The organism is Micromonospora sagamiensis (genome assembly GCF_014680085.1).
In the GTDB taxonomy this organism is placed as follows: domain Bacteria; phylum Actinomycetota; class Actinomycetes; order Mycobacteriales; family Micromonosporaceae; genus Micromonospora; species Micromonospora inyonensis.
This window is the reverse complement of the sequence record NZ_AP023438.1, coordinates 2,236,891-2,249,086: the sequence shown is the minus strand read 5'-3', so window position 1 is coordinate 2,249,086 and position 12,196 is coordinate 2,236,891. Positions and strand designations below refer to the sequence as shown.

General features: G+C 73.3%; 12 protein-coding genes. 9 read left to right on the top strand and 3 right to left on the bottom strand.

The window, feature by feature from the left end; translation table 11 throughout:
- Positions 1–37: 37 nt before the first annotated feature.
- Positions 38–688 carry an HAD family hydrolase gene (locus IGA62_RS09480; RefSeq protein ID WP_145815369.1) on the top strand — a complete coding sequence of 217 codons (651 nt, stop codon included), beginning with the start codon at positions 38–40 and terminating at the stop codon, positions 686–688.
- Positions 689–709: 21 nt separating this feature from the next.
- Here the strand turns inward: IGA62_RS09480 and IGA62_RS09475 are convergent, their stop codons facing one another.
- Together IGA62_RS09475 and IGA62_RS09470 are read right to left on the bottom strand one after the other, a co-directional pair.
- Entirely contained in the window at positions 710–1,366 is a 657-nt protein-coding gene (locus IGA62_RS09475) for a response regulator transcription factor (RefSeq protein ID WP_145821701.1), read from the bottom strand.
- Between the two features lie 80 nt (positions 1,367–1,446).
- Positions 1,447–2,745: a sensor histidine kinase gene (locus IGA62_RS09470; protein ID WP_145815370.1), complete on the bottom strand. Its 1,299-nt coding sequence runs from the start codon at positions 2,743–2,745 to the stop codon at positions 1,447–1,449.
- Positions 2,746–3,109: 364 nt separating this feature from the next.
- On the opposite strand from IGA62_RS09470, the gene IGA62_RS09465 reads away from it, so the two are divergent.
- The 8 genes from IGA62_RS09465 to IGA62_RS09430 all read left to right on the top strand — a co-directional run bounded on the left by IGA62_RS09465 (position 3,110) and on the right by IGA62_RS09430 (position 11,102).
- Positions 3,110–3,880: a redox-sensing transcriptional repressor Rex gene (locus IGA62_RS09465; protein ID WP_145815371.1), complete on the top strand. Its 771-nt coding sequence runs from the start codon at positions 3,110–3,112 to the stop codon at positions 3,878–3,880.
- Positions 3,877–5,202 carry a glutamyl-tRNA reductase gene (locus tag IGA62_RS09460; protein ID WP_190289271.1) on the top strand — a complete coding sequence of 442 codons (1,326 nt, stop codon included), beginning with the start codon at positions 3,877–3,879 and terminating at the stop codon, positions 5,200–5,202. The genes IGA62_RS09465 and IGA62_RS09460 overlap by 4 nt, the downstream gene beginning before the upstream one ends.
- Positions 5,199–6,167 (top strand): hydroxymethylbilane synthase, encoded by a 969-nt coding sequence (gene hemC, locus IGA62_RS09455; protein ID WP_145815372.1) that lies wholly within the window; start codon positions 5,199–5,201, stop codon positions 6,165–6,167. Before IGA62_RS09460 ends, hemC begins: the two co-directional genes overlap by 4 nt.
- Positions 6,164–7,744: a bifunctional uroporphyrinogen-III C-methyltransferase/uroporphyrinogen-III synthase gene (locus IGA62_RS09450; RefSeq protein ID WP_145815373.1), complete on the top strand. Its 1,581-nt coding sequence runs from the start codon at positions 6,164–6,166 to the stop codon at positions 7,742–7,744. Before hemC ends, IGA62_RS09450 begins: the two co-directional genes overlap by 4 nt.
- 59 nt (positions 7,745–7,803) lie before the next feature.
- Positions 7,804–8,787, top strand: coding sequence for a porphobilinogen synthase (gene hemB, locus IGA62_RS09445; protein ID WP_145815374.1), 984 nt, complete (start codon positions 7,804–7,806; stop codon positions 8,785–8,787).
- 560 nt (positions 8,788–9,347) lie between these two features.
- Positions 9,348–9,923 (top strand): helix-turn-helix domain-containing protein, encoded by a 576-nt coding sequence (locus IGA62_RS09440; RefSeq protein ID WP_232624933.1) that lies wholly within the window; start codon positions 9,348–9,350, stop codon positions 9,921–9,923.
- 67 nt (positions 9,924–9,990) lie between these two features.
- On the top strand, positions 9,991–10,320 hold the full coding sequence (locus IGA62_RS09435; protein WP_232624932.1) for a PadR family transcriptional regulator: 330 nt from the start codon (positions 9,991–9,993) through the stop codon (positions 10,318–10,320).
- Positions 10,317–11,102, top strand: coding sequence for a hypothetical protein (locus IGA62_RS09430; protein ID WP_145815375.1), 786 nt, complete (start codon positions 10,317–10,319; stop codon positions 11,100–11,102). The genes IGA62_RS09435 and IGA62_RS09430 overlap by 4 nt, the downstream gene beginning before the upstream one ends.
- Here IGA62_RS09430 and IGA62_RS09425 read toward each other — a convergent pair.
- Positions 11,095–12,063 (bottom strand): peptidoglycan-binding protein, encoded by a 969-nt coding sequence (locus IGA62_RS09425; protein WP_198501218.1) that lies wholly within the window; start codon positions 12,061–12,063, stop codon positions 11,095–11,097. The two genes, IGA62_RS09430 and IGA62_RS09425, sit on opposite strands and share 8 nt — an antisense overlap.
- Between the last annotated feature and the right edge of the window lie 133 nt (positions 12,064–12,196).

Genomic DNA, 12,196 nt, shown 5'->3' with positions numbered 1-12,196 from the left:
TGGCCCACCACGGCGCGGTGCTGACTATCGTGGCCGGATGACCCCTGCTCGCCCCCACCTGGTGTGGGACTGGAACGGCACCCTGCTCAACGATCTCAGCCTCGTGGTGGCCTGCACCAACGCGGCGTTCGCCAGCGTCGGCGGGCCGGCGGTCAGCGCCGACGAGCACCGGGTGCGCTTCCGCCGACCGATCGCCGACTACTACGCCGAGGTGCTCGGGCAGGCCGTCGACGACGAGGCGTTCGGCCGGCTGGACCGGGTCTTCCACGACGCGTACCGGGTCGGCCTGACCACCTGCGACCTGGCCGCGGACGCCCGCTCCGCGATCGCCGCCTGGTCCGGTGGCCAGTCACTGCTGTCCATGTGGTTCCACGACGAGCTGGTGCCGACCGTCCACACCTACGGGCTGGCCGGACACTTCAGCCGGGTGGACGGGCTGCGGGCCCAGGTGGGCGGCGACCGTAAGGCGGAGTCGCTCGCGCGGCACCTCGACGAGCTGGGTGTCGACGGTGGTTCGGTGGTGCTGATCGGGGACTCGCTGGACGACGCCGACGCGGCCGAGTCGGTCGGCGCGCGGGCCGTCCTCTACACCGGCGGCTTCACCGACCCGGCCCGCCTGCGCGCCTCGCGTCACCCGGTGGCCGACACCCTCACCCAGGCCGTCCACCTGGCGGCCACCCTGCCCTGACCCGTTCCGGCCGGGTCGGGGTCAGGTGCGGAGGTAGGTGAGGACGGCCTGGACCCGGCGGTGCAGGTGGTGGGTGTCCGGGGGCAGGTCAAGCTTGGTGAAGATGTTGCGGACGTGCTTCTCCACCGCGCCGTCGCTGACCACCAGTGTCCGGGCGATGGCGGTGTTCGAGCGTCCCTCGGCCATCAGGGCCAGCACCTCGCGTTCGCGTGGGGTCAGCTCACGCAGCGGGTCGTCGCGCCGCCGCCGGACCAGCAGTTGCGCCACCACCTCCGGGTCCAGCACGGTGCCACCGGCGGCCACCCGGGCGAGCGTGTCCAGGAACTCGTCGATCGCGGCGACCCGGTCCTTGAGCAGGTAGCCGATCCCGCCGCCGGCACCGCCGGTGGTGGCGAGCAGGTCGTCGGCGTACGACACCTCGACGTACTGGGAGAGCACCAGGATCGGGGTACGCGGCACGAGCCGGCGGGCGGTCACCGCCGCCCGTAGCCCCTCGTCGGTGTGGGACGGCGGCATCCGGACGTCGACGATCGAGACGTCGGGTCGGTGCGTCACCACCGCCTCCACCAGCGCGTCGCCGTCCCCGACCGCGGCCACCACCTGATGGCCGTTCTCGGTCACCAGCCGGATCAGCCCCTCCCGGAGCAGTACGGCGTCATCGGCGATCACCACCCGCATGGTCGGAATGTCTACCACGTCGACGGCCGTCGGGCCGTGGCCGCTTCACGGCAGTCGAACCTCGGTCGCCGCTCCGGTGGTCATTCCGGGAGGAGTGCGTGGACCTCGGTGGGGCCGCCGGCCGGGCTGGTCACCGTCAGGGTGCCCCCGCCGGCCCGGACCCGGTCGGCGATGCCGGCCAGGCCGTGCCCCTTGGCCAGGTGCGCGCCGCCCTGCCCGTCGTCGGCCACGCTGATCTCCAGGTGCCCCTCCTGCCGGCCGACGGTCACCCGGCACTCGCTGGCGCGGGCGTGCTTGGCCACGTTGGTCAGCGCCTCGGCGACGACGAAGTAGGCGGCGTGCTCCACCGCCGGCTCGGGCCGACCGTCCGGGGTGCCGAGATCCGGGTCGACCCGCAGCTCGATCGGGACCAGTCCGCGTCCGGCCAGGGCCGCCAGGGCGCCGGGCAGCCCCCGGTCCACCAGGATCGGCGGGGCGATGCCCCGGGACAGGCCGCGCAGCTCGGCCAGGGTCTCCCGGGTCTGGTCGAGCGCCTCGTCCAGGGTGCGGCCGGCCGCCTCCGGGTCGTTGGCGAGCTGCTGCCGGGCCCGGCCGAGGTCCATGGCGAGTCGCACCAGCCGCTGCTGGGGGCCGTCGTGGATGTCCCGTTCCAGCCGGCGCAGCGCCGTCGCCTCGGCCGAGGCCGCGGCCCGCTTCTGCTCCTCCAGCACGGTGATCCGATCCCGCATCTCGGCCACCCCGGTCAGCATGGCCCGGCCGAAGCCGGCCTGGAGCAGCGCGCAGCCCCGGACCACGATCGGCAGGGTGAGCAGGAAGAACAGCCCGATACCGGTGTGCAGGCCGATCCGGATCGCGGTGGTGTCGCCGAGACCGAGCAGCTCGTTCAGGTCGGTGTTGCCCGGGGCGCGGGGGATCGCCCAGTCGTACGTCCAGTAGAGGACACCCGTGGCGGCCACCGCCCACCAGACCAGGGTCAGCACGAAGGTGACGATCGCCACGGGCAGCCGGAGGATGCCGTGGGCGAGGTCGAGCCAGGACTGGACATCGCGCATCGGCAGGAAGATCCGCCGCCAGGCGGTCGCACCGGCTTCCGGGAGCCGGTAGCGCGGCCGGATCCGGGGCTGCCGACGGACGGCGGCCAGGCGCAGCCGCTCGATGTCGGCCAGTCCCCGGGCCGCGTAGAGGGTCCCGGTGAGGACCGGCAGGCCGACCACCAGCACCAGCAGCCCCAGACCCAACACGAACCCCACCAGCAGCACCACGAAGCTGGCCACCGCGAGCGGCAGACCGAGCAGGACGTATCCGGAATCGGTGAGAAGGCGTCGGGGAAGGCCCGGTGTGCGGGCCGTCACGGAGGGCGCGGGATTGGCCGTGGTCATGGGTCGAGGCTAGGTGCGCCGAGGGGTGCGAACCCATCCCGTACACCGCCCTACCGGAGGTGGGGCTGGCCCTACCTCGAAGGACACGGCGGGCGCGACCGGCGTAATTGGTCAGACAAGTCGGAATTAAGCAATAATCGCGACGCGGTGTCGCAGTGCCCGCTCAATGGCGGGTGCGAAACGGAGGGGCCTGGTGTTGTCGCGTCGTGCATTCGCAAGATCGCGATTTGTGCACGTCTTCACAAGCGCCTACTCTGTAGTTCCGACGCGCCCTGCTAGCACAGCCGGCAAGATCGGTCGCCAGCGGGAGTCCCGAAACGGCCGGCGAGCGGAGCTGGTCCAGGATCGCACCGCACGGAGTCTCATGAGTCAGCACCGTCACCCAGGCGCGCCCGGCCGCGCCGGTGCCGTACCGGCGCTTCCGGATCTGCCGGAAGCGACCGTCGCGCGGCTCCCCGAGTATCTTCGTGCCCTTCATCACCTCGCCGAAACCGGTCACGAGACGGTTTCCAGCGAGGGGCTCGCCGCCGCCGCCGGGGTCAACTCCGCCAAGCTCCGCAAGGACCTCTCCCACCTCGGGTCGTACGGCACCCGGGGCGTCGGCTACGACGTCGGGCTGCTGATCGACCAGATCGAGTCGGTGCTCGGGCTCACCCAGCGGCGGGCGGTCGCCCTGGTCGGCGTCGGTAATCTCGGTCACGCCCTGGCCGGCTACGCCGGCTTCGCCAGCCGCAGCTTCCGGATCGCCGCCCTCTTCGACGCCGACCCGGGCCGGGTCGGCGAGGAGATCAACGGGCTGGTCGTGCGGCACATCGACGAGCTGCCCCGGGTCGCGGTCGAGGAACAGCTGGCCATCGGGGTCATCGCCACCCCGGCCGGCGCCGCCCAGGCGGTGGCCGACCAGCTCGTCGCGGTCGGCGTGACGAGCATCCTGAACTTCGCGCCGTGTGTCCTGGCGGTGCCCGACGGGGTCGACGTGCGCAAGGTCGATCTCGCCATCGAGTTGCAGATCCTGTCCTTCCACGAGCATCGTAAGGCGTCGCTCACCGCCCTGCCGGGCACCGGCCCGTCCACCCTCAGCACGCTCGCCGGCGGCGGCGCCACCACCGACCCCCAGGAGGCGATCGGCACGTGAAACTGCTCGCCGTCGGCGCGTCCTACCGCACCGCTCCGGTCGCTGTGCTGGAGCAGTTGGCGGTGGCTCCGGCCGAACTCACCCGGACCCTGGACCGCCTGGTCGCCCAGCCGTACGTCAGTGAGGCGGTGCTCGTCTCCACCTGTAACCGGGTGGAGGTGTACGCCGCCGTCTCCGGCTTCCACGGTGGTCTCGGCGACATCTGCGCCGTGCTCGCCGAGCAGGCCGGCGCGCCGCCCGCCGCCCTCGCCAACCACCTCTACGTGCACTACGACGCCGCCGCGGTCAACCACGTCTTCCGGGTCGCCGCCGGGCTGGACTCCATGGTCGTCGGCGAGGCGCAGATCCTGGGGCAGCTCCGGGACGCCTACCACTGGGCGGCCGGCGCCGACTCGGCCGGCCGGCTGCTGCACGAGCTGATGCAGCAGGCGCTGCGGGTGGGGAAGCGCGCTCACGCCGAGACCGGGATCGACCGGGCCGGCCAGAGCGTGGTCAGCGCCGCGTTGAACCTGGCCGCCGAGCAGCTCGACGGCACCCTGGCGGGTCGGCCGGCACTGATCGTGGGCGCCGGCGCGATGGGCGCGCTCAGCGTGGCCACCCTCTCCCGGCTCGGTGCCGGGCCACTGACCGTGACCAACCGGGGGGCCGACCGCGCCGTGCGGCTGGCCGAGTCGTACGGGGCCAGCGCTGTTCCGATGGCCGAGCTGGCCGACGCGCTCTCCACAGTGGACATCGTAGTGGCCGCCACGGCGGCCACCGAACCGGTCCTCACCCACTCCGTGGTGCGCCGGGCACTCGCCGGGCGGGACCCCGATCGGGGCCCGTTGGTCCTGCTCGACCTGGCCGTCCCGCGCGACGTCGGGCCGGGCGTCGCCACGCTGCCCGGGGTCGAGGTGATCGACATCGACCGGATGGGCACCGTGCTGGCCGGCGGTCCGGCCGCCACCGACGCGGCGGCGGTCGACCGGATCGTCGCGGGTGAGGTCGAGTCCTTCCTGACCTGGCTGCGCGGGGCGGACGTCGCGCCGACCGTGGCCGCCCTGCGCGGCCGCGCCGACGACGTGGTCGCCGCCGAGCTGAGCCGGCTGGCCCAGCGTCGCCCGGACCTCACCGACGACCAGCGGGCCGAGGTGGCCCGGACGGTCCACCGGGTGGTGCAGCGCCTGTTGCACCAGCCCACCGTGCGGGTCCGGCAGCTCGCCGCCGAACCCGGCGGCGACCAGTACGCCGCCCTGCTGCGGGAACTCTTCGACCTTCAGGTGCCGCAGACCTCCCCGGTCGACACGGTGCCCGACATCACTCCCGACGGAGGACAGCGATGACCGCCCCCCTGCGCCTCGGCACCCGGGGCAGCGCGTTGGCGATGGCCCAGTCCGGCCACGTCGCCGACGCGCTCACCGCCGCGACCGGCCGCCCGGTCGAGCTGGTCGAGATCGTCACGACCGGTGACCGGTCCTCGGAGCCGGTGCACCGGCTCGGGGTGGGGGTCTTCGTCTCCGCGCTGCGCGACGCGCTCACCGCCGGTGAGATCGACCTCGCCGTGCACTCGTACAAGGACCTGCCCACCGGTGAGTACGGTGGGCTGCACATCGCGGCGGTGCCACCCCGGCAGGACCCGCGTGACGCGCTCGTCGCCCGTGACGGTCGCACGCTCGCCGAACTGCCGTCCGGCGCCGCCGTCGGAACCGGCGCGCTGCGCCGCATCGCCCAGCTGCACGCACTCGGGATGCAGCTGACCGTCGTGCCGATCCGCGGCAACGTGGACACCCGCCTGAGCCGGGTGCTCGGGCCCGACGCCGATCTCGACGCGGTCGTCCTCGCCCGCGCCGGGCTGGCCCGGCTGGGCCGGACCGACGAGATCACCGAGACGCTCGATCCGATGCTCATGCTGCCCGCACCCGCCCAGGGCGCGCTGGCCGTGGAGTGTCGGGCCGACGATTCGGACCTGGTCGAGCTGCTCGCCGTACTCGACCATGCGCCGTCCCGGGCCGCGGTGACCGCGGAACGGGCGTTGCTGGCCACCCTGGAGGCCGGATGCTCCGCACCGGTCGCCGCTTATGCCGAGGTCGCCGAGGGCGACACCGGCGAGGAGATCTACCTGCGCGGGGCGGTGATCAGCCCGGACGGCACCCGAGACATCCGGCTGTCCCGCACCGGTACGCCCGCCGACGCGGCGGAGATCGGCAAGGCACTCGCCGCCGAACTCCTCGCCCGTGGCGCCGACTCGATCCTCGGCCAGCCAGAGCACGCCGGCCCGGGGACCCAGCAATTTGGGAGCACAGAATGACCCGCACCCGTAAGCCCGTAGGCCACATCGCGTTCGTCGGGGCCGGTCCCGGCGACCCGGGCCTGCTGACCCGTCGGGCGCACGACGCCCTGGTCGACGCGGACCAGGTGGTGTACGACCGGGGCGTACCCGAGTCGCTGCTCGACGCCGTCCGCGCCCAGGCCCGCTCCGACGCCCAGTTCACTCCGGCGGAGGGCGCGCCCGGTGACGTGGCGAAGGTGCTCATCTCGGCGGCCCGTTCCGGGCTGAACGCGGTGCACCTGGTCGCCGGTGACCCGTTCGGGCACGAGTCGGTGGTCAAGGAGGTGCAGGCGGTGGCGCGTACGGCCGCGCACTTCGAGGTGGTGCCCGGCGTGAGTCAGGCCGAGGGTGTCGCCACCTACGCCGGGGTGCCGCTGCCCGGCGTCCGGACCTCCGCCGACGTCGAGGACGTCACCACGCTGGACTTCGAGGCGCTCGCCGCCGCCATCGGCCGGGGTTCGCTGGCACTGGCCGTGGACGCGGGCGACCTCGCCGCGATCCGGGACGGCCTGCTCGCCGTCGGGGTGGACGGCACCACCGCGGTCGGGGTGACCGGGGACGGCACCGGGGAGACCCAGTACACCACCACGTCGACCGTGGACTCCTTCGTCGCCGCCGCGCTCGGCTTCACCGGCCGGGTCGTGCTCACCCTCGGGGAGAGCGTCGGCCAGCGCGACCGGCTCAGCTGGTGGGAGAACCGCCCGCTGTACGGCTGGAAGGTGCTGGTCCCCCGGACTAAGGAGCAGGCCGGCGTGATGAGCGCGCGGCTGCGCGCGTACGGGGCGATCCCGTGCGAGGTGCCGACCATCGCGGTCGAGCCGCCGCGTACCCCCGCCCAGATGGAGCGGGCGGTCAAGGGCCTGGTCGACGGCCGGTACGCGTGGGTGATCTTCACCTCGGTCAACGCCGTGCGGGCGGTATGGGAGAAGTTCGCCGAGCACGGCCTGGACGCCCGGCACTTCGGCGGCGTCAAGATCGCCTGTATCGGCGAGGCGACCGCCGACGCGGTCCGCGCGTTCGGCATCCAGCCGGAGCTGATCCCGGCCGGGGAGCAGTCCTCCGAGGGGCTGCTGGCCGAGTTCTCCCCGCACGACGAGATCCTCGACCCGGTGGGCCGGGTGCTGCTGCCGCGCGCCGACATCGCCACCGAGACGCTCGCCGCCGGGCTCACCGAGCGCGGCTGGGAGGTCGACGACGTGACCGCGTACCGGACGGTCCGGGCCGCGCCGCCGCCCGCCGAGATCCGGGACGCGATCAAGTCGGGTGGCTTCGACGCGGTCCTCTTCACGTCGTCCTCGACGGTGCGCAACCTGGTCGGCATCGCCGGCAAGCCGCACGCGCGTACCGTTGTCGCCGTGATCGGTCCCAAGACGGCCGAGACGGCGACCGAGTTCGGCCTCCGGGTCGACGTGCAGCCGGCGCACGCTTCGGTGCCGGACCTGGTCGAGGCGCTCGCCACCTACGCCGTCGAGTTGCGGGAGAAGCTGGCCGCGATGCCGGCCAAGCAGCGCCGCGGCTCGAAGGTGCAGGGGCCGACCGCCCTGCGGTTCCGCTAGCCGGCCCGCGGGTTCTCGGCCCGACCCTGTCCACACCCCCCGCACAGGAGGCAGCAGTCATGCCGTACCCCGACATCCGGCCCCGCCGGCTGCGCCGCAACGCGGCCGTGCGGAGGCTGGTCGCCGAGACCCGGGTCATGCCGTCTGACCTGGTCGTGCCGATGTTCGTCAAGGAGGGCCTGACCGAGCCCCGGCCGGTCGCCTCCATGCCCGGGGTGGTCCAGCACTCCCGGGAGTCGCTGCGCAAGGCGGCGGTGGAGGCGGTCCAGGCCGGGGTCGGCGGGATCATGCTGTTCGGGGTGCCCGAGCGGCGGGACGCCACGGGCTCCGGTGGCATCGCCCCGGACGGCATCCTCAACCTCGCCATCCGGGACGTGGTGAGCGAGGTCGGCGACGCCACCGTGGTGATGAGCGACCTGTGCCTGGACGAGTTCACCTCGCACGGGCACTGCGGGCTGCTCACCCCCGGCGGTGAGGTGGACAACGACGCCACCCTGGCCGCGTACGCGGAGATGGCGGTGGCCCAGGCCGCCGCCGGGGTCGGCGTGGTCGGGCCGTCCGGGATGATGGACGGCCAGGTCGGCGTGGTACGCCGGGCGCTCGACGCCGCCGGTCACCAGGACGTGGCGGTGCTGGCGTACGCCGTGAAGTACGCCTCGGCCTTCTTCGGCCCCTTCCGCGACGCGGTGGAGTCGGCCCTGGACGGCGACCGGCGCACCTACCAGCAGGACCCGGCGAACCTGCGCGAGTCGCTGCGCGAGGTCGCGCTGGACGTGGCCGAGGGCGCTGACATGGTGATGGTCAAGCCGGCGCTGCCCTACCTGGACGTGGTCGCGGCGGTCCGGGCCGCGGTGGACGTGCCGGTCGCCGCCTACCAGGTCTCCGGTGAGTACGCGATGGTCGAGGCCGCCGCCGCGAACGGCTGGGTCGACCGGGAGCGGGTGATGCTGGAGACGCTCACCTCGATCCGGCGGGCGGGTGCCCAGATCATCCTCACCTACTGGGCGGTCGAGGCGGCCGGCCTGCTGCGCGAGGGCTACTGACCCCCCCGGCCCGGTGGGTGCGCGCCTGTCCGCCCGTCCTTTCTGGGCCTGCCGGTCCGGTGGGTGCGCGCCTGCCGCCCGGCCCGGTCGGACCTGGCTCCAGACCGGCCATTGGTCGGCCGGAACAACAACGACTACTCTCCGCAGCCGCCCTGCTGGCCAGCGGCATCCTCCATCACCTCCTTTGCTCAGCACCCATCAACGCACCAGTTGCTCTCGGTGGCTGGCGCGTATGCGGGTGCAGAGCAAAGGGAGGAAGGAGGACCTCGTCCGCTCGGCATGCTGGCCTGGATATGTCCAGCTAGATGTGATTTCGGGAGTGACGCTTGAGTCTGGACGCTCTGCTTTGCCGGGCAGGCGATTACTCCGTGTGATTTTGGCCGAGTCGGATGAGCTGACTACCCACTGTAACGGCGTCCGGTGCGCGGTGCCGGGCCGCCGTACTCGTCGAGCCCGCTGCGGTGCGGCTCGTGAAGGTTTTCCACAGGCGGCGCAGCGCTTGTCCACAGGCGGGGCGGACCGGGTTGCCCGGGTGGCTCCCGAACCGGGACCGTGTCGCCATGGCTGGTGCTGAGGAAGCGCATCCCGAGCCGACCCCGCAGCTGGGCGGGCCGATCGACCACGCCGGGCGGAAGGTCGACGCTGAGCGAGTGGCCGGACTCCCCGAGGAGCCGTGGCCGGTCGCGGGCATCGTCCGTGCGGCCCGGCGGCGGGCGGGCGCTAGTCAGCGGGAGTTGGGTCGTCGAGCGGGTGTCCATCACGCCACGATCGGGCGGATCGAGGCGGGTGGGTTGACCCCGAGCCTCGACCTGCTCCAGCGGATCATCGCGGTGGCCGGGTTCCGGCTCGCGGTCGTCGACGAGTGCGGTCGGGTGCTCCAGCCGATGCGGGACTGGGACGACACCCGGGACGGGGCCGGGCGTCGCTATCCGTCCCACCTGGACACCATCCTCGACCCCGGGCCGGGGGAGTGGTGGGCGGACATCTACGGGCTTGGCCCGCCCACCGGAGACCTTCCACCGCGACCCTCGGGACCGGGAGGCCCGGCGTCGTCGCAGCCAGTGGGAGGTGCGTGTGGCCCGGTACCGCGATCAGCCGCCACCGCCGGACCCCCGCTGCCACCGCTGACCGCGTGACACGCCGGACCGCCGGCCGCCGCAGAAGGGGGTGTCCCGCACACGGCACCCTATGTAGAGTACGAGTATGCGAATGACGTTGCAGGTGCAACTCGTGCTGCGCGCCCTGCTCCAGGACCCGGAGCGGGAACTCTACGGCCTGGAGATCGTCGACTCGACCGGACTGCCGCCCGGGACGATCTACCCGATCCTGGCCCGGCTGGAGGCGGCCGGCTGGGTGGAGAGCCGGTGGGAGGTCATCGACCAGCAGGCCGAGGGACGACCGCGACGCCGTTACTACCGGCTGCCGCCGGACGGGCGTACGCAGGCCCGGTCGGCGCTGGCGGCGGCCGACGCGCGGCGACGGACCCGGACGCGCACCGTGACGACCCCGGGCCGACAGGCGGAGGCGTGGTGACCCGGGTGCTGGCCGCCCTCCTGGTGGTCGCGTCGGTGGGCCTGCCCGCGCGCCACCGCGCCCGGTGGCGGGAGGAGGCGCTCGCCGTCCTGCTCGCCGTCCGGGGCGGGCGGCGCTGGCGCTACGCGGTCGACACCGTCGCGAAGGTGCCCCTGCTGGCCTGGCAGTACCGGCGGACGGACCCGCCGGGTGAGCCGGCGCGCTGGCCGTCGATCGTGGCGGGGGCCTGGCTGCTAGGCACTCCGGCCCTGCTCGCCGGGGCGGTGGTGGCGGCTCCGGTGATCGGGGAGGACGCCGCCGAGTTCTTCTTCCTGCTCGCCCCGTCCGGCATGCTGCCGGTGGTGGCGGTGCGGGCCGGGCGGTGGGCGGTGAACCGTGGTGGTGTGGCGTTCCGGTGCACGGTCGTTGCGCTGCTGGCCGCGTTCGCCGGGACGGGCCCCGTCGCCGCCGGCGCCCTGTCGATCGCCCTGGACCAGCCCCTCGTGGCGCTGGTGGGCAGCGTCGTTCCCGGGCTCTGGTTGATCGCCACAAACGTGGCCGACCTGCGGCGGGGGCGACAACCGGCCGCTCTGTCCGGGCTCGGTGCGACGGCCGGGGCCGCGCTGGTCGGCCTGCTGCTGGGACTGCAACTGGCCATGCTGTCGGCGGGGACGAGCCGGCCGGCGACGGCGCTCGGCGCGCTGTCGTTCCTGCTGCTCGTCCCCACCTACGCCGCCTGGTCGGTCTGGACCGGGCTCCGGCTGCTCCGGAAACCCGCCATCGACGGCGCGTCGCTCAGATGAGCGTGCTCCAGGTGACCGGGCCGACCAGCCCGTCCACCACGAGACCGTGGGAACTCTGGAAGTTCCGTACGGCGGTGGTGGTGACGGAACCGAACGCACCGTCCACCGGGATGCTCGCGCCCCGGGCGTTGAGCGCCACCTGGAGGCCCCGGACCAGGTCACCGGAGTTGCCCTGCTGCAACGGCAGGATCAGCGCGGTCCAGGTGATCGGGCCGACCATGCCGTCGACGTACAGGCCCTTGCTGCTCTGGAAGGTCTTCACCGACGAGGCGGTCGCCGGACCGAAGTAGCCGTCCACCACGGTGGAGACGCCCCGGCCCCGCAGCAGGTACTGGATCACCCGGGTCACCCACGTCGTGTTGCCCTGCGACACGCTCGGCCAGCCCGTGGTGCCCATCGGCGCGATCGCACCCAGGCTGATGCCCCGGTTCGCGAGGAACGTCCGGGGGTCCAGCGTGGTGAGGCGGGGGTTGTGGATCTCGAAGTGCAGGTGCGGGCCGGTGGAGTTGCCGGTGGTGCCCATCAGGCCGACGAGTTGGCCGCAGCTGACCCGCTGGCCGTCGCTGACCAGCACCCGGTACAGGTGGCCGTAGTAGGAGAAGTAGCCGTCGGCGTGGTCGATGTGGACGCTGTTGCCGGTGCGGCCCGGCAGCGGCCCGCTGGTCGTGTCGCCGGGGTAGGAGCCGGTCCGGATGTCCCGGACCGTGCCGGCCGCCACGGCGTAGATCGGGGTGCCCTGGCTGTTGGCGATGTCCCAGCCGGTGTGGCCGGGCCGCGACGCGGTCTTGTAGCCGGAGGTGAGGGTGCCGAGGGTGGGGTTGCTCCACCCGGTGACCGCCGCGCTGGCCGCCGTCGGCAGGCCGACGGCTCCGAGTCCGATGCCGACACCCAACGCCGCGAAGACGGTGCGCCGGCTGACCGCCAGCTCGGACATCCCGACGGGACGATCGTTCTCCTGCATGGCCCATCCTTGGTTCGCGGGGGTGGCCGGTCCAGAGCGGGGTGACCGGTGGGGAGATCGTAGATCATGAATGTTGATCTGGCGACAGCCTGCGCCGACGGTGCCATCGCCGACACGACCACGGCCCGCCGCC

Bases quoted from the DNA above. Each gene is read 5' to 3' on its own strand.
- hemC (WP_145815372.1), top strand. From the start codon at position 5,199: ATGACCGCCCCCCTGCGCCTCGGCACCCGGGGCAGCGCGTTGGCGATG.
- IGA62_RS09435 (WP_232624932.1), top strand. From the start codon at position 9,991: ATGCGAATGACGTTGCAGGTGCAACTCGTGCTGCGCGCCCTGCTCCAG.
- IGA62_RS09440 (WP_232624933.1), top strand. From the start codon at position 9,348: ATGGCTGGTGCTGAGGAAGCGCATCCCGAGCCGACCCCGCAGCTGGGC.
- hemB (WP_145815374.1), top strand. From the start codon at position 7,804: ATGCCGTACCCCGACATCCGGCCCCGCCGGCTGCGCCGCAACGCGGCC.
- IGA62_RS09425 (WP_198501218.1), bottom strand. From the start codon at position 12,063: ATGCAGGAGAACGATCGTCCCGTCGGGATGTCCGAGCTGGCGGTCAGC.
- IGA62_RS09465 (WP_145815371.1), top strand. From the start codon at position 3,110: ATGAGTCAGCACCGTCACCCAGGCGCGCCCGGCCGCGCCGGTGCCGTA.
- IGA62_RS09450 (WP_145815373.1), top strand. From the start codon at position 6,164: ATGACCCGCACCCGTAAGCCCGTAGGCCACATCGCGTTCGTCGGGGCC.
- IGA62_RS09480 (WP_145815369.1), top strand. From the start codon at position 38: ATGACCCCTGCTCGCCCCCACCTGGTGTGGGACTGGAACGGCACCCTG.
- IGA62_RS09475 (WP_145821701.1), bottom strand. From the start codon at position 1,366: ATGCGGGTGGTGATCGCCGATGACGCCGTACTGCTCCGGGAGGGGCTG.
- IGA62_RS09470 (WP_145815370.1), bottom strand. From the start codon at position 2,745: ATGACCACGGCCAATCCCGCGCCCTCCGTGACGGCCCGCACACCGGGC.